The sequence below is a fragment of the Micromonospora sp. NPDC049497 genome, assembly GCF_044465805.1.
Lineage (GTDB): Bacteria > Actinomycetota > Actinomycetes > Mycobacteriales > Micromonosporaceae > Micromonospora.
On the sequence record NZ_JBITMC010000018.1, the window covers coordinates 1 to 23,791 of the forward strand.

Consider the following 23,791-nt stretch of genomic DNA (forward strand, 5'->3'; position numbering starts at 1 on the left):
AAACGGTTGGCTCGACACCACCGGACCTACCGAGGGCCTTCCCTTACCTCCAACACGACACGCCGCCGAACCAACCCACTTCTCAAACGCTCACTTAACGCCTGGCGTTGTAAAAGGGCCCCTTGTTAACACCGGCCTGACGGGTGTGCGTCGGGTGTGGTGGCGAGGTGTTAAGGCGGGGCCCTTCCTCTACCGCAGGCGTTAAGAAGGGGCCCTTCCTTTCACTCGGGCAGGAGGCAGCGTCGTTCGCGGTCGGAGGCGGGCCAGACGTACTCCAGGTCGGGAGGGACGGCGTCGTCGAAGAGCGGCCGGTAGTGCTCGGGGTCCTTGCGCAACAGCGACGAGCGGTGGCTGAGGTGCAGCTCCTCCCGGCCCAGCCAGGGCGGCAGCTCACCGGCGGCGGCCAGCTCCCCCTGGGTGCGGACCCGGGTCAGGCCGCACGCGGCGGCGAGGTCGCTCGTCATCGTGGCGGCGCAGGTGTCCGCCCGGCCCGGCTCACACCAGACCGCGCACATGTCCAGCCCGTACCGGGTCAGGGCCTCCTCGTACCCGGCCCACATCTTCACCGCCGGGTGGTTGCGCCACCCGTACGCCGGGCGGGTGAGGCCGCGCAGCACCTGGATCGTCTCCACCCGCTGCTTGCCCAGCCGCTTCTGGTCCAGCGTCCGTGCGCTGGCCAGGAAGTCCGGGTACGGGAGGAACGTCTGCATACCGCTGCTCTACCCGTCGCGGGGCGCGACATGCTCCGGCGACCAGCGTTCATGATCAGGGGGCAGCGCGCGTTGCGACCGGGTGACTACCATGCGGCACATGGCGGAGCCCCTCCTCGATCGCGCGCGCCGGGCCGGCCGGCGCTGGGTCAACGGGGATCCCAGGGCGCACTACGTGATCTGCGGCCACGACGCGCTGGCGTACTGGGTGGTCAAGGCGCTGCTCGCCACCGAGGTGCAGAGCGGCGGGATCCGGATCACGCTGGTGGTGCCGGAGCGCCGGCGTACGGACAGCCCGGACGGGCGGGACATCGAGGGCGTCGAGGTGGTCCGCGCCGACCGGCTGGACGAGGTGACGTTCCGCCGCGCCGGCCTGGCCGGGGCCGACGGGCTCGCCCTGCTGCACCAGGACGACGTCGGCAACATGCACGCCGCGCTCTGCGCCCAGGAGGTCGAGCCCCGGCTGCGCCTGGTGGTGCGGATGTTCAACACGGGCCTGGCGAACGGGGTCCGGCAGATCTTCCCGGACTCAGCGGTGCTGTCGGACGCGTCGATGGCGGCGCCGGCCTTCGTGGCCGCCGCGCTCGGCGAGGTCGATCCGACGCACTTCCGGCACGGTGGGCGCACCCTGTACGTGGCGCGGCGCGACGACGTCCGGCCGGTCGACGTGGTGTGCGCGATCGCCGACACCCGGGACGCGCAGGAGGTCCGGGTGCTCCCGGCCGACGAGGGCGACGCGGACGTGGTGCTCGCCGAGGCCACGGGCGCGCCCCCGGGCACCGAACTGGCCGCCCGCCGGTTGCGCCGGGCGCGGCGCCGGCGTCGTCCGGTCGCGATGCTGGTCCGCGCGGTCCGCAGCTTCGCCACCCGCAAGATCGGCATCGCGGTGCTCGTCCTGCTCGCGGTGATCGCCGCCCTCGGCGGGCTGTACGCGGGCACCGCCCACGTGAGTCTGGGTCAGGCGCTCTACCTGACGCTCGTCACCACGTTGAGCGGGCAGGATCCGGAGCCGGGCAAGCCGGTTGCCCAGCAGGTCATGCAGGTGGTGCTCAACCTGGCCGGGCTGGCGTTGATCCCCCTGATCACGGCCGTGGTCGTCGACGGCATCGTCAACGCGCGGCTCGCCCTGCACACGGGCCGCATCCTGCCGGAGCGCTCGGGGCACGTCGTGGTGGTCGGGCTGGGCAACATCGGCATGCGGGTGATGGCCCAGCTCTGCGACTTCGGCGTCGAGGTGGTGGCGATCGACAAGGACCCCAACGCGCGAGGCGTGCCGTTGGCCCGGCGGCTCGGCGTACCGGTCGTGGTGGGGGACGCGGCCCTGGAGGAGACGCTGCGGGTCGCGTCGGTCGAGAGCTGCCAGGCGCTGGTGGTGGTGTCGACCGACGACGGCGCCAACCTGCGGGCGGCCCTCAACGGTCGGGCCCTCACCGACGAGTTGCGGGTGGTGCTGCGCCTCTTCGACGGCGACTTCGCCGAACGCGTCCAGCGGGCCTTCGGTATCGGCATCTCGCGCAGCGTGTCGTACCTGGCCGCGCCCTCGTTCGTCGCCGCGTTGCTGGACCGGGCGGTGCTCGCCACCATCCCGGTGGGCCGGCACGCGCTCCTGGTCACGGAGGTCTCGGTGGCGGCCGGCTCCGGACTGGACGGCCGGGCGCTCGCGGCGGTGGACCGCCCGGAGAGCGTACGGCTGCTGGCGCACGCCCGCGCCGGCCAGAAGTACGACTGGGCGCCCGACCGGCGGCTGGTGATCGTGGCCGGTGACCGGCTGACCGTGGTGGCCCGCCGGGCCGGGCTGAACGCCCTGCTCCGCGAGACCGCCCCACCGGAGCCCCCGCCGCCTCCCGGCGCGTCCCCGCGTCCGGCGGGCACGCCGCCGCGACCGGCCGGCCTGCCGGGGCCGCGCGAGGCGGAGGACTGAGCGTCAGGATCGTCGGCGGAGGGCGTAGCCGGTCGCGCCGACGGCGAGGACCCCGAAGCCGGCGAGCACGCTCGACAGCGGCAGGTTGACCGCGAGCAGCAGGCAGCCGACCAGCCCGAGCGCGGCCAGCGCCTGCACCGGCAGCTTCCGCGCGGGCTCCCGGCCCAGGGTCAGCGCCGCCGCGTTCGTGATCGCGTAGTAGACCAGCACCGTGACGCTGGAGAACCCGATGGCGTCCCGCACGTCGCCGAGCAGCACCACGACGATCACCACTGCGGCCACCGCCAACTCGGCCCGGTGCGGCACCCGGTGGACCGGGTGCACGGCGTCCAGCGCGCCGGGCAGGTCGCGGCGGCGGGCCATCGCCAGGGTGGTGCGGCCGACCCCGGCCAGCAGGGAGAGCAGCACCCCGGTCACCGCGACGGCCGCCCCGGCGCGAACCACCCAGGCCAGGCCGGGCAGCCCGGCGGCGCTCACCACGTCGGCCAGCGGCGCGGCGGACCCGGCGAGCCGGTCCGGCCCGAGGACGCCGAGCGCGATCACGGCGAGCACCAGGTAGATCGCCAGCACGATGCCGAGCGCGAGCGGCACCGCCCGGGGGATCGTCCGTTCCGGGTCGCGGACCTCCTCGCCGAGGGTGGCGACCCGCGCGTACCCGGCGAAGGCGAAGAAGAGCAGTCCGGCAGCGGTGAGCACGCCCCGGCCGGCGCCGTCGGTGTCGGCGAGCCGGCCGACGGAGAAGTCGGTCGCACCGACCACGGCCACCACCGCCAGGATCGCCAGGACGACGACGACCAGGACCCGGGTCGCGGTCGCGGTCTTCGCGACGCCACGCAGGTTGACGGCGGTCACCGCGACGACGGCGGCGACCGCGACGAGCCGGGCCTGGCCCGGCCACAGGTACGCCCCGATGGTCAGCGCCATCGCCGCGCAGCTCGCCGTCTTGCCGACCACGAACCCCCAGCCGGCCAGGAACCCGGCGAACGGGCCGAGGCGCTCCCGCCCGTAGACGTACGTGCCGCCGGACTCCGGGTAGCGGGCGGCGAGCCGCGCCGAACTGGTCGCGTTGCAGAAGGCGACGAAGCCGGCCAGCGCCAGCGCCGCCAGCAGCCCGACACCCCCGGCCGCCGCCGCGGCGGGGGCGAAGACCACGAAGACGCCCGCGCCGAGCATCGAGCCCAGACCGATGACGACGGCGTCGCGTACGCCCAGCCGGCGCGCCAGTTGATCCACGAGCGACACCCTAGGGGTACGAGGTGAACGGCGGGTTCCAGCGGTCGAGCGCCCTCGGCAGCGGCAGGTCGTCCCAGGGCACCCGGTGCAGCAGCCGGTCCAGCAGGAGGCCGAGCAGCAGTCCGGCCACCGAGTCGGTCAGCCAGTGCCAGCCGAGGTAGGTGGTCGTGGTGAGCACCACGAGCGGCGGGACGATCCGGACCACGGTGACCAGTCGGGGCGGCATCGTGCGTCCGTAGCCGCGCAGCAAGGGGGCGAGCAGCAGGGCGATCACCCCGTACCAGACGATCGCGTTGGCGACGTGCCCGGACGGGTAGGACTGGGCGAAGCGCAGCGGCAGGTCGTCCTGGAAGAGCGGGAGGGTCCGCTCCGGTGGCAGGAACGGCTCGCGGGTGGCGGCGCTGGGCGCCGGCCGGGCCGTCCACACCTTGAGCGGGCCGATCGTCAGGTAGGTGAACGCGAACGCGACGACCGGCGGCAGCAGCGGACGGACCGACCGGAGCCGGACCGCCAGCAGGAGGCCCAGCCCGGCGGCGATCAGCGTCAGCGGGGTGCCCTGCCCGAGGTAGTTGAGGATCCGGGCGACCCAGTACGCCACCGGAGGGCGGTGCGCGTCGGACCAGTCGGCGATCGCGCGGTCCAGACCGAAGAGGTGACCGTTGGCGAGGGCGACGGTGAGCAGCACCAGCCCGGCGAGCAGCAGAACGTCGAACCACCAGCCGGCCGGGCGGACCGGCCGGAGCAGTGGCTTCGGCCGTACCGTCGTGGTTTCCCGCACGCGACCACGCTACCGGCCACCCGCGAGGCCCGACCGGGACGGGCCGGGGGCCCTGTGTGCCCAGCCACGAAAAGCGGCGCTCCGCGGGGACAACCGTCACACTTGTCCGCGTGCGGATCACCTCGGCCCTCGTCGACCCGGCGCTGCTCGACCTTCCCTGGTCGACGCCGCTGGAGGAGTGGCCTGCCCAGCACCTGGTGGCGCTGCCCCAGGGCATCTCCCGGCACATCGTCCGGTTCGTCCGGCTCGGTGACTACGTGTACGCGTTCAAGGAGACCCGCGAGCGGATCGCCGAGCGGGAGTACGACCTGCTGCGCGCCCTGGAGCGGATCGACTTCCCCTCGGTGGAGGCGGTGGCGATCGTCGCCGACCGGCAGACCGAGGACGGTGAGCCGCTCGAGTCGGTGCTGATCACCCGGCACCTCCAGTTCTCCCTGCCGTATCGGGCGCTGTTCTCGCACACGCTGCGCCCGGAGACGATGCAGCGGCTGCTCGACGCGCTGGCCGCGCTGCTCGTGCGGATGCACCTGACCGGATTCTTCTGGGGCGACTGCTCGCTGTCGAACACGCTGTTCCGGCGGGACGCCGGGGCCTTCGCCGCGTACCTGGTCGACGCCGAGACGGGCGCCCTGCACAGCGCGCTGTCCAACGGGCAGCGCGGTGAGGACCTGGAGATCGCCCGGGTCAACATCTTCGGTGAGGCGCTCGACCTCCAGGCCGCCGGCCTGCTGCACGAGTCGATCGACCCGGAGGTGGTCTGCGAGGAGGTCGTGCAGCGCTACGAGCGGCTCTGGCACGAGATCACGTACGAGCAGCAGGTCGAGCGGGAGGCCCGGCACGACATCGAGGGCCGCATCCGCCGCCTCAACGAGATGGGCTTCGACGTCGCCGAGGTGGCCATGTCGACGATCGACGACGGGCGTTACCTGATCCGCCCGAAGGTGGTCGACGCCGGCTACCACACCCGGCGGCTGCTCCGGCTCACCGGCCTGGACGCCGAGGAGAACCAGGCCCGGCGGCTCCTCAACGACCTCGACGCGTACCGGGCGGAGAGCGACCTGACCGACGAGCAGCAGGCCGCCCACCGCTGGCTGACCGAGGTCTTCGAACCGGTCGTCCGGGCGGTCCCCGCGAACCTGCGCCGGAAGCTGGAGCCGCAGGAGATCTTCGCGCAGATCATCGAGCACAAGTGGCTGCTCTCCGAGGAGGCCGGCCGGGACGTGGGGATGGCCCCGGCCGTGCAGTCGTACCTGTCCAACGTGCTCGCGCACCGCCCCGACGAGCAGGCCGTCCTCGGCGTCGAGGTCCCCGCCGTCATCGGCTGACCGGGTGCGGGAGCCTGGCGCATGCGGCGCGGCGTCCGGTTGCTGGGGAGGCTGTGACGGTCACTCCACCCAGGAGCCGCCGCGCATCACCCGCACCACGTTCAGGTCGTCGTCGAGGACGACCAGGTCGGCGCGGAGCCCGATCTGGAGGGCGCCGAGCCGGTCGCCGAGCCCGATCGCGCGGGCCGGCGTGGTCGCCACCATCCGGGTCGCGTCGGCCATCGGGATGCCGGCGTCGACCGCGTGCCGCAGCGCCGCGTCCATGGTCAGGGTGCTGCCGGCGATCGCACCGTCGCGGGCCAGCCGGGCCATCCCGTCGGCGACGGACACGGCCTGGCCACCCAGCTCGTACTCCCCGTCGGGCATGCCGGCGGCGGCCATCGCGTCGGTGATCAGCGCGGTCCGGTCGGGGCCGGCGGTCGTGCTGGCGAAGGCCAGCATGCCGTCGTGCAGGTGCACCCCGTCGGCGACCAGCTCGCACACGACGTTCGGGGCGGACAGCAGCGCCACGACCGGGCCGGGCTCGCGGTGGTGCACCGGGCGCATCCCGTTGAAAAGGTGGGTGCCGACGCTCGCGCCGGCCGCCACGGCGGCGCGGGTCTGGTCGTACGTGGCGTCGGTGTGCCCGACGGCGGCCACCACGCCCCGGCCGGTGAGCAGCTTGACCGCCTCCAGCGCGCCGTCCCGCTCGGGCGCCAGGGTGACCATGCGGACCGCGCCGTCGCCCAGCTCGATCAGCTCGGCCAACTCGTCGGTCGACGGGTCACGGAGGAACTCCGGGTTCTGCGCGCCGCAGCGGGCCGCCGACAGGTAGGGCCCCTCGAAGTGGATCCCGGCGAGCACGCCCTCGCGGACCAGCGGGGCGTACGCGGCGGTGGCGTCGCGCATCAGCGCGAACGGCGAGCTGACCAGGCTGGCCAGGAGGGTGGTGGTGCCGTGCCGCAGGTGGAAGCCGGCCGCCGCGCGGGCCTGCTCGGCGTCGCCGGTGGTGAAGGTGTGCCCGCCCCCGCCGTGGGTGTGGATGTCCACGAAGCCGGGGAGGATCCAGTGGCCGTCGCGCACCGACGGGTACTCGGCCACCGCGCTGATCCGGTCGCCGTCCAGCTCCACGCAGCCCTGCCGGATGACACCGGTCGGGGTCACCACCTTGCCGTTCACCCGAAGGGCCATCACGTCTCCTTAACTGTCGAGGGCGAGCAGGGCCGCGCCGAGACAGCCTGCCTCGTCGCCGAGGGCCGCCGCGACCAGGCGCGGTTCCCGGTGGAACGTCATCCGCTCGTGCACGGCGGCACGCAGCGGGTCGAGCAGCTGGGCGCCGGCCCGGACCAGTCCGCCGCCGACGACGATCGTCTCCACGTCGAAGAGGGCCTGGCCGGTGGCGAGCCCGTCGGCCAGCGCCTCGACGGCCTCCCGCCACACCCGCCCGGCCCGCTCCTCGCCGGCCGCGGCCCGCTCGGCCACCTCGGCGGCGGTCACCGTGACACCGGCCAGCTCCGTGTAGCGGCGGCCGATCGCGGAGGCGGACGCCACCGCCTCCAGGCAGCCGGGTCGGCCGCAGCCGCAGCGGGGCCCGTCGGGGCGTACCAGGATGTGGCCGATCTCCCCGGCGGCGCCGTGCGCGCCGGTGACGGCCGACCCGTCGACCACGTGGGCGGCGGCGATGCCGGTGCCGATCGCGACGAAGAGCACGTGCCCGGCGTGGCGTCCGGCTCCCAGGCGGGCCTCGGCGAGGCCGCCGGCGCGCACGTCGTGGCCGAGCGCCGCCGGCAGGCCGAGCCGCGCGCCCACCAGGTCCCGCAGGGGTACGTCCCGGAAGCCCACGTTCGCCGACCAGACCGCCACCCCGGCGGCCTCGTCGACGACGCCCGGCACGGCGACGCCGACCGCCACCGGCGTGTGTCCCTCGGCGCGGGCCTTGCCGGCCAGCCCTTCGGCGACCTCCAGGATCGTGTCGACCACGGCGTCCGGACCGCGCCCGGCGTCGGTGGGATGCCGCTCGGTGTGCACGGGCGTGCCGTCCGGGCGGACCAGGGCGCACTTCATCCCGGTGCCGCCGACGTCGAGCGCGACGACGAGATCGGTCACGCGAGAACCACGGAGCGGGTCAGGTGCCGCGGCGTGTCCGGGTCGAGGTCGCGGCTGGTGGCCAGGGCGACGGCGAAGCGCTGGGCGAGGATCAGGTCGGCCATCGGGTCGACCGGCGTACGTCCGGCGGCCCAGCTCCCGAGCACGGTGCGGCAGCCGTGGGTGCGGCTGTGCACGAACGCCGCCCCGGTCGCCGCCACGTCCTCCGGCAGGCCGTCCGGCAGCTCGCCGAACGCCCACACCAGCCGACCGGGGGCGGCGACCGAGATCGGGCCGTGCCGGTAGTCCATCGCCGGGTACGCCTCGGCCCAGAAGGTGGCCGCCTCACGGCACTTCAGCGCGGCCTCGTGGGCCAGGCCCACCGTCCAGCCGCGACCGAGGAAGGTGACCTGACCGATGGTGGTCGGGTCGATCGGCAGTGGGGCCCGCACGGCCACCTCCGCGTCGGCGGACAGCGCGGCGATGTTGTCGCCGAGGTGGGCGCGGAGCAGGGACAGCGCGGTCGTCGCGAAGCGGGTCTGCACCACCGAGCGCTCGTCGGCGAAGGGCATGGTGACCGCGGCGTCGGCCAGCTCCACGGCGGGCGAGGCGGGGTCGCCGACCAGGACGGTCGTGGGCACCTCGCCGCGCAGCGCGGCGAGCAGCTCGGTGACCTCGGTGGTGGTGCCGGAGCGGGTGATCGCGACGAGCCGGTCGTAGCGGCGACCGGCGGGGAACTCGGACGCCTGGAAGGCGTCGGTCTCGCCCTGGCCGGCGGCTTCGCGGCGGGCCGCGTACGCCATCGCCATGAACCAGGACGTGCCGCACCCCACGACGGCGACCCGCTCCCCCCGGCGCGGGAGGTGCGTGCCGACGGTGGCGGCCAGGTGCGCCGCCTCCCGCCAGCAGTCGGGCTGGCTCGCGATCTCCGCGTCGACGTACGACATGGGAAACTCTCCTCCGCAGGGGAGCGCTGCGCAATACGGCTCGTTTGACCCGTCTTTCGCGCGCCATTCTGCGCGAGACCCGGGGCCGGTGGCAACCGGCCCCGCGACCGCGCAGGTCAGGGTTTTGCGCACTCGTAGTTTCGCGCACTACTGTGCACGCAATCAATCACCGACTGTGCAGTAACTGGGAGGGTCTGGGTGGATCGCTACGCCAGATGGAACGCCCTGCTCGAAATGCTGACCGACAACGGCCGGGTCAGCGTCGAGGAGGCCGCCGGGCGGCTCGACGTCTCCCAGGCCACCATCCGGCGTGACTTCGACCAGCTCGCCCAGCAGCAGATGATCACCCGCACCCGGGGTGGCGCGGTCGCCAACGGCGTCTCCTACGACCTGCCGCTGCGCTACAAGACCGCCAAGCACTCGGCGGAGAAGCAGCGGATCGGGGCGGCAGCCGCCGCGCTGGTGACCCCGGGCACCGTGGTCGGCCTCAACGGCGGCACCACGAGCACCGAGGTCGCGCGCGCCCTCGCGGTCCGCCCGGACCTGAACACCAGCGCCGAGGGTGCCCAGCTCACCGTCGTCACCAACGCCCTGAACATCGCCAACGAACTGCTGGTCCGCTCGCGGATGAAGGTGGTGGTGGCCGGAGGTGTGGTCCGCCCCAAGTCGTTCGAGCTGGTCGGCCCGCTGGGCGGTGCCCTGCTGCGCGAGGTCACCCTGGACGTGGCCCTGCTCGGTGTGGACGCCATCGACCCGCAGCTCGGGGCCGCCGCCCACCACGAGGGCGAGGCGGCGATGAACAACCTGATGGTCGCCCGGGCGAAGCGCGTGGTCATCATCGCCGACTCGTCGAAGCTCGGCGGGCACGCGTTCGCCCGGATCTGTCCGGTGGACCGGGTGGAGACGCTGGTCACCGATTCCGGGGCCGCTCCGGAGGTGGTCGAGGCGTTCCGCGCCGCCGGAGTCCACGTCATCTGCGCCTGACACCGGATGCATCGGCGTGTCGATGCATACCGGGTATTGCCCTCCGGGGTATACCGCGTATGGTGTCTGGCGTCACCCACACCATCGGGGGAGGTGCAGCTTGCCAGCTGTCCTGGAGATCGAAGGTCTACGCAAGACGTACAAGAGCCGTCGGCGCGGCACCCGCAACGCGCTGGACGGTTTCGACATGCGGGTCGAGGCCGGGCAGGTGCACGGCTTCCTCGGCCCCAACGGGTCCGGCAAGACGACCACCCTGCGGACCCTGCTCGGCCTGATCCGCCCCGACGGTGGGCGGATGGCGGTCCTCGGCCACGAGGTGCCGGCCGCGCTGCCCACGGTGGCCGGCCAGGTCGGCGCGATCGTGGAGAGCCCGCAGTTCTTCCCGCACTTCACCGCCCGGGACACCCTGTCCCTGCTGGCCGGCGCCGGCGAGGTGCCCGCCACGCGGGTCGACGAGGTGCTGGAGCTGGTCGGGCTGCGCGACCGGGCCGGTGAGCGGGTCAAGACGTACTCGCTCGGCATGAAGCAGCGGCTCGCGGTCGCGTCGGCGCTGCTCAAGAACCCGAAGCTGCTGATCCTCGACGAGCCGGCCAACGGTCTCGACCCGGGCGGCATCCGGGAGATGCGCTCGCTGATGCGCGACCTCGCCGCCTCGGGCATGACGGTGGTGCTGTCCAGCCACATCCTCGGCGAGATCCAACTCATCTGCGACTCGGTCACGATCATCTCGCTCGGCCGCCGCGTCGCGTTCGGTCCGGTCGAGGAGGTGCTCGCGCAGCATTCCTCCGGCGCGGTCCGGATCCGCCTCGAGGCGGTCACCGACCTGCCCGTCGCGGCGGAGACGCTGAGCCGGGCCGGCATCCGTGTCACCGGGCAGCCGGACCACCTGATGCTCGCCGGCGTCGACAAGCCGGCGACCGTGACCCGGCTCCTCGCCGAGCAGGGCCTGTACGTCAGCGAACTGGCCCCGGTCGCGGTCGACCTGGAGAGCGTCTTCCTCGAACTGACCGCCACCGCGCCGGTTCCCGGCCAGCACCGGCAGGTCGACCAGTCCACGAAGGTCGGTGAGCCGGGCCAGTCCGGCGGCACCGGGGGAGGTTGGGGCGCGTGAGTCTCTACCGTACGGAGCTGCGCCGGCTCGCCAAGCGGCGCTTCACCCGCTGGATGACGGTCCTCGGCCTGCTGGTGCTCGCCGCGGTGGTCGTCGGCAGCTTCTTCTCCAACCAGAAGATCGACGCCGCCACCGTCGCCAAGGCCGAGCGCGCCGCCGAGGCTCAGTGGCAGCGTGACGTCCAGATCAACGAGCAGTTCCGGGCCGAGTGCGAACGGGCCAAGACGGCCGGGACGGCGCAGCCGGGGCAGTTCCCGGACGACTGCTCGGTGATCACGCCACCGCCACGGGAGGCCATCGAGGCGCAGTGGTTCCTGCCGTCCACCTTCGACTTCCGGGAGAACTTCGGCTTCACGCTGCTGCCACTCGCCGCGATCCTGGCGCTCGTCGGGTTCATCGTGGGCGCCTCCTTCGTGGGGGCCGAGTGGAGCACCGGCGGCATGATGAACCTGCTGCTGTGGCGGCCGAAGCGGCTGACCGTACTCCTGACGAAGCTGGCGGCCCTGCTCACCGGCGTGTTCGCCCTGGCCGTGACCACGACGGCGCTGTGGTTCGGCAGCTTCTGGCTGGTCGCCAACCTGCGCGGCACCACCGAGAAGATGACGTCCGGTGCCTGGCAGTCCTTCGCCCTGACCGGCCTGCGCGGTGTCGCGCTCGTGGTGGTCCTGACGGCGGTCGGCTTCGGGCTGGCGTCGCTCGGGCGGCACACCGCGATGGCCCTCGGCGGGGTGGTCGCCCTGATGGTGGTCGGCCAGTTCGGCCTGGGCATCCTGCTGGACCTGTCCGGCGTCAAGTTCGCCGAGGCGTGGCTGCTGCCGACGTACGCCATCGCGTGGATGCGTAAGAAGGTCGTCCTGGAGAACTGGGACGCCTGCCAGGCGACCTACTTCGGTGAGTGCAAGCCGGAGACGATGGAGATCACCTGGCAGCAGTCGTCGCTGCTGCTGGGTGTCGGGGCGGTACTGATCCTCGGGGCGGCCCTCTGGGCCATGCGCCGGCGCGACGTCGCCTGACCGGTAGCGGGTGTCCGGACGGCCCTCCCCGGCCCCGGGCACCCGCCGCCGCGGCCGGCGGACCGACGGTCGGTGACGCGCCAGCGGTACGACACGCCGGCCGACGTGCCGCTGAGACGTCACGGTTCGCACCGGCCCGGATCGGGCGGATGCGGTTTGGAGGGGCCCTGGTTAGGGTGGGGTCCCCGGGTTGGCGTCACCGTGCCGCCGCCCGCCCTCGCGAGGAGCGCCATGCAGCCCGACGCCGCCCCGGTCCGCACCGAGCCGTCGGTCCCCCCGCCCCGCTCCGCCCCCGAGTCCACACTCGCGAGCGGCGCCGCCGAACTGGACGCCACGAGCGCCGAGCCCGACGCCACCACCGGGGCCGAGCCCCCGGCGGGGCTGACCGACCGGGAGCGCGACATCCTCGACTTCGAGCAGCAGTGGTGGCGGCACGCCGGTGCGAAGGAGCAGGCCATCCGGGACCGCTTCGACCTCTCGGCCACGCGTTACTACCAGCTGCTCAACGGGCTCCTCGACAATCCCGCCGCGCTGGCCGCCGAGCCGCTGCTGGTCGGTCGACTGCGTCGGCTGCGCTCGTCGCGGGCCCGCAACCGCCGGCGCTGAGTCAGTGCTTCTCGTACATCTGCAGGCCGTTGCCGATGGCGAAGAACGTCGGCGCCCACTCCCCGATGAAGATGCCCCAGCGGTCGGCCCGCGCCACGCCCGCCCTCTCCAGGTGCTTCGAGAGGAACCAGCTGGTGAACGACAGCCCGATGCTGACGAACCCGGCCACGTACGCGTGTTCCGCCTTCACCCCGGCCTCGTGCAAGCGCTTCAACATCGTCCGATTCCCCCTGTCGCGACGGACGGTCCCGCCGTGGGCGGCCCGTAGGCCGACGCTACAACGCGTCACCGGGGCGTATCCGACTGTTGGAGCAACCGGCGGGCGCACGGACGCGGCGAGCATGCGCCGCACCGAGGTGGGTAGGCGAGTCGTCCGTCCGCGGACCGGCGGGCGGGGAGGGAGGGTGCGGCCATGGGAGTGACGGACCCGGCCGGGTCGCGGGTGGGCTACCGCGCGCCGGAGGCGGTGGACGAGCCCCGACGCTCGGCGGTGGTCCGGACGATGCGGGTCCGCTCGGCCTCGGTGGCGGCTCCGGGCCGCACGCTCAACGAGGACGTCGTCTTCCAGGTCGGCCCGCTGGTGGGGGTCCTCGACGGGGCGACGGTCCCGGAGGGTTTCGACACCGGTTGCGTGCACGGGCCGTCCTGGTACGTGCGGCACCTCGCCGCCCGGCTGGCGGTGGCCGAGGCGGCCCGACCGGCGGCGACCCTGGTCAGCAACCTGGCGGCGGCGATCCTGGCGGTACGCGCCGATCACGGCGGTGTGTGCGACCTGGACCACCCCGGCACCCCGTCGAGCACGGTCTGCCTGCTGCGGGACGGCGGCGACCAGGTGGACTGGCTGGTGCTCTGCGACAGCCCGCTGGTGCTGGACACCGGTGACCGGGTGACGGTGGTGGCCGACGACCGGCTGGACGCCGCGATGGCGGACCTGCGGGCGATCGCCGCGACGATCCCGGTGGACCCGACCGATCCGGCCGCCCGGTTCCGGCACGCCGTGAACCTCCAGCGGCAGCGGATGAACCGTACCCACGGCTACTGGGTGGCGGCGGCGGACCCGGACGCCGCGTACCACGCGTTGACCGGGACGGTGCCGCTGCGGGGGCCCGGTGCGCTACGCCGCGCGGCCCTGCTCAGTGACGGCGCGTCAGCGGTGGTCGACCAGTTCGGTCTCCTCGACTGGGCCGGGCTGCTGGACGTGGTCACCGTCGAGGGGCCGGAGGCGCTGATCGGTCGCGTCCGCGCCGCCGAACGGGACCACGCCGGCCGCCTGCGCCGGTACAAGTCCGTCGACGACGCCTCGGTGGTGCTCTGCGAGTTCGGCACCGACGGGCGCGGCGACAGCGGAGCGTGAGGCGGAACACCATGCCGGCCGACCGGCTCATACCCGCCGCCGGACCGCCACTCGCCGTTCATTGGGGTGGACTCGGGCCGGTGGGGACGGCAGACTGCGGCACGTGACGCGTGCGGTCCGGTTGGAGCCGGTGAACGAAGGGAACCTGGAGCCGTTGCTCTCCGTAGCGGCGGCCGAGGCGGAGCCCGGCGACGTGATGCCGCCGGTGGAGGCTCCGGCCGGCTGGTCGCACGCCCGGCGGGAGGCGTTCCGGGAGTTCCACCGTGCCAGCTTCGGCGGCCTCGACGGGCCCACCCGGACCCGGATGTACGCGATCCTGGCCGGCGGCGAGGTGGTCGGCATGATCAGGATGACCCGGTGTGACGAGTTGGGCACGGCGGAGACCGGCATGTGGCTCGGTCGGTCCGCCCGCGGTCAGGGCATCGGTCCGGCGGCGCTGCGCGAGTTGCTGAACGAGGCCGCCGCCGCCGGCATGCGACTCGTCGTCGCCGAGACCGTTCCGGACAATTACGGGGCCCTGAAGGTGCTGGAGAAGTGCGGCGCGAAATTGCGTGAGGATGACGGCAAGGTCCGTGCCGAGATCTGTCTCGATTCGACGCCGCCCGCCCTCTGAGCGTCCTTTTCCTCCTTCGTTCCTCTTTGGTGTTCAGGCTGCTCAGGACGGCTTGATTGTCCGTATTGCGGCGCTGTGGACCGCGGCTCCGAATACCTGCCCCCCACGCATCGCGTAAATGTTTCACGCATTTGTCGCCGGGTACTGCCTGCCGGGTCCGCTGATGACGGGCACCTGATCGCGGGCCATTTCTGTTTTCCCCGGTGGCTGCTTTCCCGGCCTTGCACCGGTCAGGTGCCGCTGCCCCGGGGAGCGAAGGAGTACTGATGAACAACGGAGCGCGAATCGGGCTGGCGGTGGGTGCCGGATACCTGCTCGGCCGCCGGCGCAAGCTGCGCAAGGCGCTGGTGCTGGCGGCTGCCGTCGCAGCCGGCCGGGCCAGCCAGAACTCCGGCGGGCTGATGAACGCCGGATCGCGGCTGCTGCAGTCGTCCCCGCAGCTGAGCAACCTGGGCCGACTCGGTGGCCCCCTCGTCTCGGCGTCCAAGGCCGCCGCCACCGCCGCTGCCGGCAGCGGCATCGACGCGGTCGGCGGCAAGCTGCGTGGTTCCGCCGACGCGCTGCGCCGCAAGGGCGGTGCCGGGCAGCAGAACGAGGGCGATGCCGAGCAGCAGAACGACGGCGATGCCGGACAGCAGAACAAGGACGGCGCCGAGCAGCAGAACAAGGATGACCAGGGGTCCGGCGACGCCCGGCCCGAGGGTGCCGGCGCCGACAAGAAGCAGCGGGGGCGGTGACCATGGCACCGAACACGGGTGGACTCGGCGACCGGGTCCGGACGCAGCTCGGCGGTGAGGTGCGCAATCTGGCGCACGCGATCGGCGAACGCGCCGTCCAGGTGGTGACCGACCGGATCACCGGCGCCACCGGCCGGCTCAGCGACTACGCCCAGCAGGGCGGTGGACCGGGGTTGATCGCCGCGGCGACGGGCGCGCAGAAGCTCGCCCAGGGCGACTCACCGATGAAGGCGATGTTCCATGCCGGGTTGGCCGGCGGTAAGGAGAAGGTGATGGCGGCCTTCCGCGGTGGCAAGGGCGGCAAGGGTGGCGGCAAGAAGCAGAAGGTCACCAACATCGTCGAGACGATCGAGGTCGGGGTTCCCGTACGGGTCGCGTACAACCAGTGGACCCAGTTCGGTGACTTCCCGAGCTTCATGAAGAAGGTCGAGCAGGCCGAGAACGACTCCGACGAGAAGATGACCTGGAAGGCGCAGGTCTTCTGGTCGCACCGGACGTGGGAGTCGACGATCGTCCGGCAGATCCCGGACAAGCTGATCCACTGGCGGTCCAAGGGCGAGAAGGGTTCGGTCGACGGCACCGTCAGCTTCCACGAGGTGTCACCGGACCTGACCCGGATCCTGGTGGTGCTGGAGTACCACCCGCAGGGCCTCTTCGAGCACACCGGCAACCTGTGGCGCGCCCAGGGGCGGCGGGCCCGGCTGGAGCTGAAGCACTTCGTCCGCCACGTGATGACCTCCACCGTGCTCGACCCGGACTCGGTCGAGGGCTGGCGTGGCGAGATCGAGGACTCCCAGGTCGTCAAGGACCACGAGACCGCCCTCCGCGAGGAGCAGGAGGCCCGTGAGAAGGCCGCCGCCGAACCCGAGCAGGCCGAGGAGCAGCCGGAGGAGGAGCCCGAGGAGGAGCGCGAGGAGCGCCGGCCCGCCGAGCGCGCCCGCCGTCGGCCGCCCGCGCGCCGTCGTCCTCCGGAGGAGGAGTACGACGAGTACGACGAGGGCGAGGACTTCGACGAGGGGTACGACGAGGAGGAGCCCGAGGAGGAGCCGGCCCCGCCGCGTCGCCGCGCTCCGGAACGGGCCCGTCGACCCCAGCCCCGGGAGGAGCCGCGACCCCGCGAGGAGCCCCGGTCCCGGGAGGAGCCGCGGTCCCGCCGTGCCCCGGAGGCGCCGCGCCGCCCGGTCGTCCGCCGTCGGCGTGAGGAGCGCGACCAGTGACCGTCGCGACGAACACGGGCCAGCCTGGCGGCGCCCTCGAGCGGGGTGGCGCCGGCTCGAATCTGGCCGACGTGGTGGAGACCGTCCTGGACAAGGGCGTGGTGATCGACGCCCAGGTGTCGGTGGCGGTCGTCGGCATCCAGCTCCTGGAGATCAACGCCCGGATCGTCATCGCCAGCGTGGAGACGTACCTGCGGTTCGCCGAGGCGGTCGACCGCTACGACATCACCCCCAAGGGCCAGAAGGGCCTGCCCGACCTGCTCGACGGGGCGACCGGGGCGGTCGGTGCCGGCAAGGCCGTATCCGGGCTGGGCAGCACGGTCGGCGCCATCGGCGGTGCCGTGAAGGACGCGGTCGGCGAACTCGGCTCCGGCGGTCGCGACCAGGACCGCGAACGGGACCGCGACCGGGAACGGGACCGTCCCCGACGGCGGCGGGACGAGGAGCGCTGACATGGCCGAGGAGACCGGACTGTTCGTCTACGGCATCGTGCCCTCCGACGTGGAGCCGACCCCGGACGCCCCCGGGGTCGGCGACCCGCCGGGGGAGGTCACCGCGGTCCGCCACGGCGACCTCGCGGCGCTGGTGAGCGAGGTGCCCCTCGAAGGGCCGCTCGGACGCCCCGCGGACCTGACCGCGTACCAGGAACTGCTCGACGGCACCGTGGCGGTCGCGCCGGTGCTGCCGGTGCGCTTCGGGACGGTGGTGACCGGGACCGACGCGGTGGTCGACCTGCTCGACGCCCACCAGGACCGGTTCGCCGACGCGCTGGACGAGTTCGAGGGACGGATCCAGTACACGGTGCACGCCCGGTTCGACGAGCAGACGCTCATTGCCGGCATCCTGGCCGACAACCCCGCCGCCGCCGACCTCGCCGACCAGGTGAAGGGCCAGCCGGAGGCGACGAGCCGGGAGCAGCGCATCCGGCTGGGTGAGATGATCAGCCAGGCGGTGGAGCTGGCACGGGAGGCGGAGAACCGGCACGTCCTGGACCTGCTCTCGCCCTTGGCCGTCGCGGCGGCACCCCGGCCGCCGAGCAACGAGATGGACGCGGCGAACGCCGCCTTCCTGGTGGAACGGGACCGCGAGGACGAGTTCGTCGGCGCGGTGGAGGAGTACGCCGAACAGCGCCAGGAGCTGATCCGGACGCGTCTGCTCGGCCCGCTGGCCCCGTACGACTTCGTCAGCGCCCACCAGCTCGCGGGGTGAGCGGTGGACATCCTGTGGGCGCTGCTGACCCTGCCGTACGCACCCGTGCGGGGGCTGACGGCGGTGGTCAAGGTGATCGCGCGGGAGGCGGAGTCCCGACAGGTCGACCCGGCGAACGTACGCCGGGAGTTGGAGGAGCTGGACGCGGCGGCGGCGACCGGGGACATCACCCCGGCCGAGCGCGACCGGGGCCAGCAGCAGGTGCTGGACCGGCTGACCGGCACCGCCCAGCGGCCGGCGCCCCGTACGGGCGGCGGCCGCCGGGCCCGGCCGGGAGCGGAACGGCGCCGGGCGGCCGGGGCGGAGAAGGAACGACGACGAAGCACCGGACGGGCGCGCGACGGCGGTGTGGAAGGTGAGGGCCATGACGCAGCTGATCCGCGGCGACGGCGGTAGGAGCCGCCGGAACGAGCCGGCGAACCACGACGACGACCGGTACGACGACGAGGACGAGTACCTGGAGCCGATCTCGGCGGCCGAGGCCGCCCGGGAGGGGCTGCGGCAGGTCGTGGAGCTGACCGGCCGGGACCCGGTCGGGACCACCTCGCTGAAGTCGGTGCGGGACGGCTGGCTCGTCGGGGTGGAGGTGGTCGAGGACCACCGCATCCCCGCCTCGACGGACCTGCTCGGCCTCTACGAGGTGGAACTGGACGTCGAGGGCGGCCTGCTCGGCTACCGCCGCGTGCGTCGCTACCAGCGTGGGAAGGGCGAGGTGGGGTGAGGTGTCCGTGCAGCCCTCGGTGGTGCAGAACTCCGGGCAGGTCCTGCCCGCCGGCCATGAGCCGGCCAACCTCGGCGACATCCTGGAACGGGTGCTCGACCGGGGCATCGTGATCGCCGGTGACATCCGGGTGAGCCTGCTCGACATCGAACTGCTGACGCTCAAGCTGCGGCTCGTCATCGCCTCGGTGGACACCGCCCGACAGATCGGCATCGACTGGTGGGAGCACGACCCGTGGCTCAGTTCCCGGGCCCGCCCGCCGGTGGAGCCGGGTCCCCGGGACCCGGAGCAGGTGGAGGCGGAGCGCCGCCTCCGGATCGCCCGGCGGGCCGCGTCCCGGGAGGAGTGGGATGACCTGGCCTGAGCCGGCCGGGACCGCCGCCGCGGACCCGCGTACCGGTGCCTGGTTGCACGGGGTGGTGCGCGACGTGGAGCCGGGCACGCTGGCCGCGACCGCCGGCCTGGAGGGCGACCGGGTCCGGGCCGTGCGGGCCGCGGGCCTGACCGCCGTGGTGAGCACCGTGCCGCTGAGCGCGTACGGCGAGGAGGCGCTGCGCCGCAACCTGGAGGACCTGGCGTGGCTGGAGCGGGCCGCGCGGGCGCACCACGCCGTGGTGGACGCCCTGTCGAGGGCGGGCGCGGTCGTGCCCGCCCGGCTCGCGACCGTGCACCACGGCGACGAGGGGGTGGCCCGCGTCCTGGTCGAGCGCCACGACGAGCTGGCCGCGACCCTCGACCGGCTCGACGGTCGCGGGGAGTGGGGCGTCAAGGGGTACGCGGTGCCCGGTGCCGTACCCCGTGCGGAGGCTCCGGCCGGCGGGGGTGGGGCCGGCGCGGCGTACCTGCGGCGGCGCCGGGCCCAGTTGACCGCCCGCGAGGAGGGGCAGCGGATCGCCGCCGAGGCGGCGGCGGCCGTGCACGAGGCCCTCGCCGGGTACGCGGTCGCCGCCCGCCGGCACGCACCCCAGGACCGCCGGCTCTCCGGCGCGGCGACCGCGATGGTGCTCAACGGCGCGTACCTCGTCGACCGGCCCCGCCTGAAGGGGTTCTCCGCGCTGGTCGACGCGCTCGCCGACCGGCACCCGGAGATCCGGCTGGAGCTGACCGGCCCGTGGCCGCCGTACTCCTTCGTGGCGGAACCCACGACGGAGGCCGCGCACACCGTTCGGGAGCCGGCGTGACCGCGGCGCGGAGGCCGGCATGGCGGTGACCACCCTCGCGCCGAGCAGCGCCGACGACCCGCTCGCCCACCGGACCGTGTCCCTGGTGGACCTGCTCGACCGGGTGCTCGCCACCGGCGTGGTGATCTCCGGCGACATCACCATCTCGATCGCGGACGTCGACCTGGTCCGGGTCTCCCTGCGTGCGCTGGTCGCCTCGGTCGGCGCGCTCGCCGCACCCGAGCTGCCCGCCCCGGCGGCCGGCGAGGCCGCGGTCGTCGCGGGGGAGGGGGCATGACCGACCGGGACGAGGCGGCGGAACTGGCGGCGGCGCTCGGCGAGTCGTCGTGGCGGGAACCCCGGGTCACCCCGCTGGACCGGCGGCTCGCGGTCGACCCCGGCTCGGTGGAACGCGGCCTGGCGAGCCTGGTGCTGACCGTGGTCGAGCTGCTGCGCCAGCTCATGGAACGGCAGGCGCTGCGCCGGGTGGACCTCGGTGACCTGACCGAGGAGCAGATCGAGCGGATCGGGACGACCCTGATGGCGCTGGAGGAGCAGATGACGCTGCTCCGCGAGCACTTCGGGCTGTCGCCCGAGGACCTCAACCTGGACCTCGGTCCTCTCGGCCCGCTCCTGCCCACCGACTGACGCTGCGCTGCGGCTATCGCGTGGCCGGTACGGTCTCCGGCCGGGTGGGACCACGTCGTCACGCGCACTGTCGAGCTGATGTCGTGGATGAATCAGAACCGTGCGCTGCCCGGCCGCGTCGCCCCCACCGCTGCCCAACCAGGTCTCTGTGCCTGCGCGGCATCGTCCCCGCCGCTACCCGCGCCGGTCCCCGTCCTGGCCGATCCATGCCCCGGTCGGTGAAGGGGCCTGGCTGCGGCGAGCCGTGGATCGGTGGGCATGGCTGATTCACTGACGACATCAGCTCGACAGTGCCCGACCGGAAGATTTCGCGGCTGGGACGCCCCTCCCGTCGACCCGTCAGATCAGCGCCCGCGAAGGCCGTCGTCGAGGACCACCGGCCGGGTTCAGCCCTGGCGGCCCTCGGCGTACGCCTCCAACCAGGCCACCTGCGCCGGGTCCAGGGACGGGCGGACCCGTCGCCGGGCGGTCTCCACGTGGGCGGCGGTGACCGTCGTGGCGGTCAGCGACTCCCGCATCGCGGCGAGCGCCGCCTCCCGCACCAGCGCCGCGCAGTCCGCCGCCGAGAACCCGTCCAGCTCCCCGCCGAGCGCGGCCATGTCCACGTCCGGCGCGAGCGGTACGGTCCGCGACGCGGCGCGCAGGATCTCGGCGCGGGCCGGGCCGTCCGGCGGCGGCACGTACACCAGGCGTTCCAACCGGCCGGGCCGCAGCAGCGCCGGGTCGACCAGGTCGGGCCGGTTCGTCGCACCGACCACCACCACGTTGCGCAACGACTCCACGCCGTCCAGTTCGGTGAGGAGAGCCGCGACCACCCGGTCGGTCGTACCGCCGTCGGTGGTCTGGCCACGGACCGGCGCGAGGGCGTCCACCTCGTCCAGGAAGATCAGCGTGGGGGCCGCCTCGCGGGCGCGGCGGAACAGCTCCCGTACGGCGCGCTCGCTCTCGCCCACCCACTTCGACAGCAGCTCGGCGCCCTTCACCGACAGCACGTTGGCCCGGCCGGAGCCGGCGAGCGCGGTCACCAGGTAGGTCTTGCCGCAGCCGGGCGGCCCGTAGAGCAGGACTCCGCGGGGCGGCTGCACGCCCAGCCGGGCGAACGTGTCCGGGTACGTGAGCGGCCACAGCACCGACTCGGTCAGCGTCTGCTTCACTTCGACCAGGTCGCCCACGTCGTCGAGGGTCACCCGGGCCAGCTCCAGGGTGGACGCCGCCATGGTCGTCGGGCGGACCACCTCCAGCGCCGCCGTGAAGTCCGCCATCGCCACCGTCGGCCGCTCCGCCGACTTCTGCCGCAGCGCCGCGCGCACGCCGGCCTCCCGGACCAGCGCGGCCAGGTCCGCGGCGACGAACCCGGGCGTACGACCGGCGACCTCGTCCAACCGGACGTCCTCCGCCAGCGGGACCTGCCGGGTCAGCACCGTCAACTGCTCCCGTCGCAGCGCGGGGTCGGGCAGCGGCACGCCGATCCGCAGCGACAGCAGGTCCGGTGCCCGCAGTGCCGGGTCGACGGCCTCCGGGCGGCCGGTGGTGCACACGACCGCCGCCCCCGCGCGGAGGGTCTCGGCGAGCACCTGCCGGAAGACCGTCGCCACCGGGCCGGGCTCGTCCGCCGGGGCGAGCGCCTCCACGTCGGTGACCAGCAGCACCGCCGGCCCGCCCGCCCGTACGTCGGCGGCGGCGTCGCGCAGGCGCTGGGCCGCCGCCTCGTTGGTCAACGCGGCCAGCTCGGGCGCCCAGAGCGGGCGGACCCGCGCGCCGACCCCGGCGGCCACGGCGCGGACCAGCGCGGACTTGCCCGAACCGGCCGGGCCGTCGACCAGGACGCCGAGCGAGACCGTCGTGCCCAGCCGGCCCAGCACCTCGCGATGGTGGAAGCCGAGGTCGAGCAGCTCGGTCAGCTCCTCGGCCTGGGCGCGGAGGCCGGGCAGCTCGTCCACCGACGGCGCGTCGTCGACACCTGTCGCCTCGGCCGGTCGGGCCGCCTCGCCGCCGGCTCCGGGACGGGTGGTGGCGTGGCCTCCGGGGCGGGCCGTCGTGGCGGCGCCACCTCCGGGCGGGCCGGCGGTCCGTGTCGGGGTGGGCGTCCCGGCCCGGCCGGCCGGGTAGCCGTTGGCCGGGACACCGCCGGAGCCGTGGGTGACCGGGCCGTGCTCCCAGGCCACCACGGTGTCCATGGTGACCAGGGCGGCGGTGTCCGGCTCGGCGGCGACCACGGTGAGCAGGGTGCTGGTCCAGGCGTACCCGACCCGGTTCGAGAGGCTTCGTCGCGCCGTCTCGACGAGGCTGCGCACCGAGGCGTCCGGCAGCACGTCCTGCGGCAGCAGCGACACGTCGTCCCGGACGGTTACCACCTTGCCGAGCAGGGCGAGCCGCAGCATCTCCGGCGAGACCACCGCGACGACCGGCGGCGGCCCGGCGAGGACCACGCGGCGCGCGGCGGTGACCGGCACCGGGCTGACGTTCACCTCTCCGCCGTCACGGATGCCGAGGTTGCCCAGCATCAGGTCGTCGGCGTACAGGAGGCCGGTGCCGGCGTCGGGCCCGGCCGGCGCCACGATGCCGGCGCTCACCCGCCGGCCGGCCAGCCGGACCGGGTCGCCCGGGCGCAGCCCGAGCGCGGTGAGTACCTCCGGGTGCAGCCGGACGATGCCGCGCCGGGCGTCCAGCGCCGCCGGCCGCAGGCTCGCGGTCAGGGTCAGGTCGGGTACCGCCACCGCCCGACCCTAGCCCCCGGAGTCACCTCGGCGGGCCGGCGGTCACCGCGGTCGGTGGTCGTCGGTGAGGAGCGAGGGATCCTGGCGGATGATCTCCGCCAGCCGGGCCGCGGGGTCCGGGGTCGGTCCGTCCTGCGGCGTCCACGCCGGAACGGTCTTCACCGACATGGGCCAGGGCGGGGGCGGTACGGCGGCACCTGCCGCGCTGACCGTGACGATGCCGCCCGACCAGGAGACCCGCAGCGGGTACGCCTGCCCGTCGTGGTCGACCCGCACGGACACCGCCATTCCCGGGTGCTCCGCGACCACCCGGCGCACCACCTCGGCGACCTCCTCGACCGGGTCCCGCCACATGACGTCGTCGGCCCGGTGCTGGCCACCGGCGGCGTCGGTCCAGTGCGGAGGACCGGCTCCCTCCGGCCGGTCGCGGTCGCCCGGGCCGCGCTGCGGCCGGCCGCCGTCGGTCGTGCGGGCGGCTTCCCGGCCGTCCGCCCAGCCGGGCCCCGCGTTCCGGCCACCACCGAGGGCGGTGCCGGGACCGGTGGCCGCCGCGGGTCCCGAGGCGGACGGGCCGGGCGCCGTGGGGTGGTCGGACAGCGTGACGGCGCCGGGCGGTGCGCCCGAGCCGGGGAGGGCGACCGTGTCCTCCTCGGCGGCCCGCCGGCGCAGCGCCTCCTCGCGCCGGGCCAGTCGGGCCAGTGTCTCGTCCAGCCCACCTCTCAT

The 23,791-nt window shown here is 74.1% G+C and carries 25 protein-coding genes and 2 pseudogenes; 18 read left to right on the top strand and 9 right to left on the bottom strand.

All coding sequences use genetic code 11. The annotated features are described in order from the left end of the window. Positions 1 to 221: 221 nt before the first annotated feature. Positions 222 to 710: an MSMEG_6728 family protein gene (locus ACIBR0_RS22325; protein WP_396718605.1), complete on the bottom strand. Its 489-nt coding sequence runs from the start codon at positions 708 to 710 to the stop codon at positions 222 to 224. 91 nt (positions 711 to 801) lie between these two features. Here ACIBR0_RS22325 and ACIBR0_RS22330 point away from each other — a divergent pair, with 91 nt between their 5' ends. Then, entirely contained in the window at positions 802 to 2,631 is a 1,830-nt protein-coding gene (locus ACIBR0_RS22330; RefSeq protein ID WP_396718607.1) for an NAD-binding protein, read from the top strand. Positions 2,632 to 2,634: 3 nt separating this feature from the next. On the opposite strand, the gene ACIBR0_RS22335 is transcribed toward ACIBR0_RS22330, so the two are convergent. Together ACIBR0_RS22335 and ACIBR0_RS22340 are read right to left on the bottom strand one after the other, a co-directional pair. Continuing rightward, complete coding sequence (locus ACIBR0_RS22335; protein ID WP_396718609.1) at positions 2,635 to 3,864, bottom strand: APC family permease; 1,230 nt, start codon at positions 3,862 to 3,864, stop codon at positions 2,635 to 2,637. Positions 3,865 to 3,874: 10 nt separating this feature from the next. Beyond that, positions 3,875 to 4,642 carry a phosphatase PAP2 family protein gene (locus ACIBR0_RS22340; protein ID WP_396718611.1) on the bottom strand — a complete coding sequence of 256 codons (768 nt, stop codon included), beginning with the start codon at positions 4,640 to 4,642 and terminating at the stop codon, positions 3,875 to 3,877. Positions 4,643 to 4,698: 56 nt separating this feature from the next. On the opposite strand from ACIBR0_RS22340, the gene ACIBR0_RS22345 reads away from it, so the two are divergent. After that, positions 4,699 to 5,967, top strand: coding sequence for a DUF4032 domain-containing protein (locus ACIBR0_RS22345; RefSeq protein WP_396718613.1), 1,269 nt, complete (start codon positions 4,699 to 4,701; stop codon positions 5,965 to 5,967). Between the two features lie 60 nt (positions 5,968 to 6,027). Here ACIBR0_RS22345 and nagA read toward each other — a convergent pair whose 3' ends face one another. From nagA to ACIBR0_RS22360, 3 genes are read right to left on the bottom strand one after another with little or no spacing between them, the layout of a single operon-like run. Then, positions 6,028 to 7,137, bottom strand: coding sequence for an N-acetylglucosamine-6-phosphate deacetylase (gene nagA / locus ACIBR0_RS22350; protein ID WP_396718615.1), 1,110 nt, complete (start codon positions 7,135 to 7,137; stop codon positions 6,028 to 6,030). A 9-nt stretch (positions 7,138 to 7,146) separates the two neighbouring features. Beyond that, positions 7,147 to 8,052: an ROK family protein gene (locus ACIBR0_RS22355; protein WP_396718618.1), complete on the bottom strand. Its 906-nt coding sequence runs from the start codon at positions 8,050 to 8,052 to the stop codon at positions 7,147 to 7,149. After that, positions 8,049 to 8,978, bottom strand: a complete 930-nt coding sequence (locus ACIBR0_RS22360) for an SIS domain-containing protein (protein WP_396718622.1) — start codon at positions 8,976 to 8,978, stop codon at positions 8,049 to 8,051. The genes ACIBR0_RS22355 and ACIBR0_RS22360 overlap by 4 nt, the downstream gene beginning before the upstream one ends. Before the next feature lie 198 nt (positions 8,979 to 9,176). Between ACIBR0_RS22360 and ACIBR0_RS22365 the strand changes: the two genes are divergently transcribed. From ACIBR0_RS22365 to ACIBR0_RS22380, 4 genes are all read left to right on the top strand, one after another. Beyond that, on the top strand, positions 9,177 to 9,962 hold the full coding sequence (locus tag ACIBR0_RS22365; protein WP_357030986.1) for a DeoR/GlpR family DNA-binding transcription regulator: 786 nt from the start codon (positions 9,177 to 9,179) through the stop codon (positions 9,960 to 9,962). Positions 9,963 to 10,062: 100 nt separating this feature from the next. Continuing rightward, positions 10,063 to 11,073: an ABC transporter ATP-binding protein gene (locus ACIBR0_RS22370; protein WP_396718625.1), complete on the top strand. Its 1,011-nt coding sequence runs from the start codon at positions 10,063 to 10,065 to the stop codon at positions 11,071 to 11,073. Then, positions 11,070 to 12,086 (top strand): ABC transporter permease subunit, encoded by a 1,017-nt coding sequence (locus ACIBR0_RS22375; protein WP_396718627.1) that lies wholly within the window; start codon positions 11,070 to 11,072, stop codon positions 12,084 to 12,086. Before ACIBR0_RS22370 ends, ACIBR0_RS22375 begins: the two co-directional genes overlap by 4 nt. Before the next feature lie 231 nt (positions 12,087 to 12,317). Next, positions 12,318 to 12,692 carry a DUF3263 domain-containing protein gene (locus ACIBR0_RS22380; RefSeq protein ID WP_396718630.1) on the top strand — a complete coding sequence of 125 codons (375 nt, stop codon included), beginning with the start codon at positions 12,318 to 12,320 and terminating at the stop codon, positions 12,690 to 12,692. Between the two features lies 1 nt (position 12,693). Here the strand turns inward: ACIBR0_RS22380 and ACIBR0_RS22385 are convergent, their stop codons facing one another. After that, complete coding sequence (locus tag ACIBR0_RS22385) at positions 12,694 to 12,909, bottom strand: hypothetical protein (RefSeq protein WP_396718632.1); 216 nt, start codon at positions 12,907 to 12,909, stop codon at positions 12,694 to 12,696. 195 nt (positions 12,910 to 13,104) lie between these two features. Between ACIBR0_RS22385 and ACIBR0_RS22390 the strand changes: the two genes are divergently transcribed. From ACIBR0_RS22390 to ACIBR0_RS22445, 12 genes and pseudogenes are all read left to right on the top strand, one after another. Continuing rightward, positions 13,105 to 14,046 carry a hypothetical protein gene (locus tag ACIBR0_RS22390; RefSeq protein ID WP_396718634.1) on the top strand — a complete coding sequence of 314 codons (942 nt, stop codon included), beginning with the start codon at positions 13,105 to 13,107 and terminating at the stop codon, positions 14,044 to 14,046. Positions 14,047 to 14,149: 103 nt separating this feature from the next. Continuing rightward, positions 14,150 to 14,659 (top strand): GNAT family N-acetyltransferase, encoded by a 510-nt coding sequence (locus ACIBR0_RS22395; protein ID WP_396718635.1) that lies wholly within the window; start codon positions 14,150 to 14,152, stop codon positions 14,657 to 14,659. A gap of 266 nt (positions 14,660 to 14,925) precedes the next feature. Next, positions 14,926 to 15,396, top strand: coding sequence for a hypothetical protein (locus ACIBR0_RS22400; protein ID WP_396718637.1), 471 nt, complete (start codon positions 14,926 to 14,928; stop codon positions 15,394 to 15,396). A 2-nt stretch (positions 15,397 to 15,398) separates the two neighbouring features. Beyond that, positions 15,399 to 16,613, top strand: a complete 1,215-nt coding sequence (locus tag ACIBR0_RS22405) for an SRPBCC family protein (protein WP_396718840.1) — start codon at positions 15,399 to 15,401, stop codon at positions 16,611 to 16,613. Further along, positions 16,610 to 16,825, top strand: a pseudogene (gene gvpJ / locus ACIBR0_RS22410) (gas vesicle protein GvpJ); the annotation flags it as partial. The gene ACIBR0_RS22405 and the pseudogene gvpJ (ACIBR0_RS22410), both read left to right, overlap by 4 nt. Positions 16,826 to 17,066: 241 nt before the next feature. Then, positions 17,067 to 17,822 carry a GvpL/GvpF family gas vesicle protein gene (locus ACIBR0_RS22415; protein WP_396718639.1) on the top strand — a complete coding sequence of 252 codons (756 nt, stop codon included), beginning with the start codon at positions 17,067 to 17,069 and terminating at the stop codon, positions 17,820 to 17,822. Between the two features lie 3 nt (positions 17,823 to 17,825). Then, positions 17,826 to 18,218 carry a gas vesicle protein GvpG gene (locus ACIBR0_RS22420; protein WP_396718642.1) on the top strand — a complete coding sequence of 131 codons (393 nt, stop codon included), beginning with the start codon at positions 17,826 to 17,828 and terminating at the stop codon, positions 18,216 to 18,218. After that, positions 18,187 to 18,543 carry a gas vesicle protein gene (locus tag ACIBR0_RS22425; protein ID WP_357040356.1) on the top strand — a complete coding sequence of 119 codons (357 nt, stop codon included), beginning with the start codon at positions 18,187 to 18,189 and terminating at the stop codon, positions 18,541 to 18,543. Before ACIBR0_RS22420 ends, ACIBR0_RS22425 begins: the two co-directional genes overlap by 32 nt. Before the next feature lie 43 nt (positions 18,544 to 18,586). After that, positions 18,587 to 18,739: pseudogene (gene gvpJ / locus ACIBR0_RS22430) on the top strand (gas vesicle protein GvpJ); the annotation flags it as partial. A gap of 154 nt (positions 18,740 to 18,893) precedes the next feature. Then, positions 18,894 to 19,724, top strand: a complete 831-nt coding sequence (locus ACIBR0_RS22435; RefSeq protein ID WP_396718644.1) for a GvpL/GvpF family gas vesicle protein — start codon at positions 18,894 to 18,896, stop codon at positions 19,722 to 19,724. A gap of 19 nt (positions 19,725 to 19,743) precedes the next feature. Next, complete coding sequence (locus ACIBR0_RS22440) at positions 19,744 to 20,001, top strand: gas vesicle protein (RefSeq protein ID WP_396718646.1); 258 nt, start codon at positions 19,744 to 19,746, stop codon at positions 19,999 to 20,001. Further along, positions 19,998 to 20,351, top strand: coding sequence for a gas vesicle protein K (locus ACIBR0_RS22445; protein WP_357040368.1), 354 nt, complete (start codon positions 19,998 to 20,000; stop codon positions 20,349 to 20,351). The genes ACIBR0_RS22440 and ACIBR0_RS22445 overlap by 4 nt, the downstream gene beginning before the upstream one ends. A gap of 386 nt (positions 20,352 to 20,737) precedes the next feature. On the opposite strand, the gene ACIBR0_RS22450 is transcribed toward ACIBR0_RS22445, so the two are convergent. Next, a complete protein-coding gene (locus ACIBR0_RS22450; protein ID WP_396718649.1) occupies positions 20,738 to 23,068 on the bottom strand; it encodes an AAA family ATPase in 2,331 nt (776 codons plus the stop codon). 42 nt (positions 23,069 to 23,110) lie between these two features. After that, a complete protein-coding gene (locus ACIBR0_RS22455; protein WP_396718652.1) occupies positions 23,111 to 23,791 on the bottom strand; it encodes a hypothetical protein in 681 nt (226 codons plus the stop codon).

Coding starts and splice junctions, on each gene's coding strand:
- ACIBR0_RS22400 (WP_396718637.1), top strand. CDS start 14,926: ATGAACAACGGAGCGCGAATCGGGCTGGCGGTGGGTGCCGGATACCTG.
- ACIBR0_RS22325 (WP_396718605.1), bottom strand. CDS start 710: ATGCAGACGTTCCTCCCGTACCCGGACTTCCTGGCCAGCGCACGGACG.
- ACIBR0_RS22425 (WP_357040356.1), top strand. CDS start 18,187: ATGACGCAGCTGATCCGCGGCGACGGCGGTAGGAGCCGCCGGAACGAG.
- ACIBR0_RS22360 (WP_396718622.1), bottom strand. CDS start 8,978: ATGTCGTACGTCGACGCGGAGATCGCGAGCCAGCCCGACTGCTGGCGG.
- ACIBR0_RS22330 (WP_396718607.1), top strand. CDS start 802: ATGCGGCACATGGCGGAGCCCCTCCTCGATCGCGCGCGCCGGGCCGGC.
- ACIBR0_RS22440 (WP_396718646.1), top strand. CDS start 19,744: ATGGCGGTGACCACCCTCGCGCCGAGCAGCGCCGACGACCCGCTCGCC.
- ACIBR0_RS22390 (WP_396718634.1), top strand. CDS start 13,105: ATGGGAGTGACGGACCCGGCCGGGTCGCGGGTGGGCTACCGCGCGCCG.
- ACIBR0_RS22435 (WP_396718644.1), top strand. CDS start 18,894: ATGACCTGGCCTGAGCCGGCCGGGACCGCCGCCGCGGACCCGCGTACC.
- ACIBR0_RS22405 (WP_396718840.1), top strand. CDS start 15,399: ATGGCACCGAACACGGGTGGACTCGGCGACCGGGTCCGGACGCAGCTC.
- ACIBR0_RS22455 (WP_396718652.1), bottom strand. CDS start 23,791: ATGAGAGGTGGGCTGGACGAGACACTGGCCCGACTGGCCCGGCGCGAG.
- nagA (WP_396718615.1), bottom strand. CDS start 7,137: ATGGCCCTTCGGGTGAACGGCAAGGTGGTGACCCCGACCGGTGTCATC.
- ACIBR0_RS22415 (WP_396718639.1), top strand. CDS start 17,067: ATGGCCGAGGAGACCGGACTGTTCGTCTACGGCATCGTGCCCTCCGAC.
- ACIBR0_RS22385 (WP_396718632.1), bottom strand. CDS start 12,909: ATGTTGAAGCGCTTGCACGAGGCCGGGGTGAAGGCGGAACACGCGTAC.
- ACIBR0_RS22380 (WP_396718630.1), top strand. CDS start 12,318: ATGCAGCCCGACGCCGCCCCGGTCCGCACCGAGCCGTCGGTCCCCCCG.
- ACIBR0_RS22445 (WP_357040368.1), top strand. CDS start 19,998: ATGACCGACCGGGACGAGGCGGCGGAACTGGCGGCGGCGCTCGGCGAG.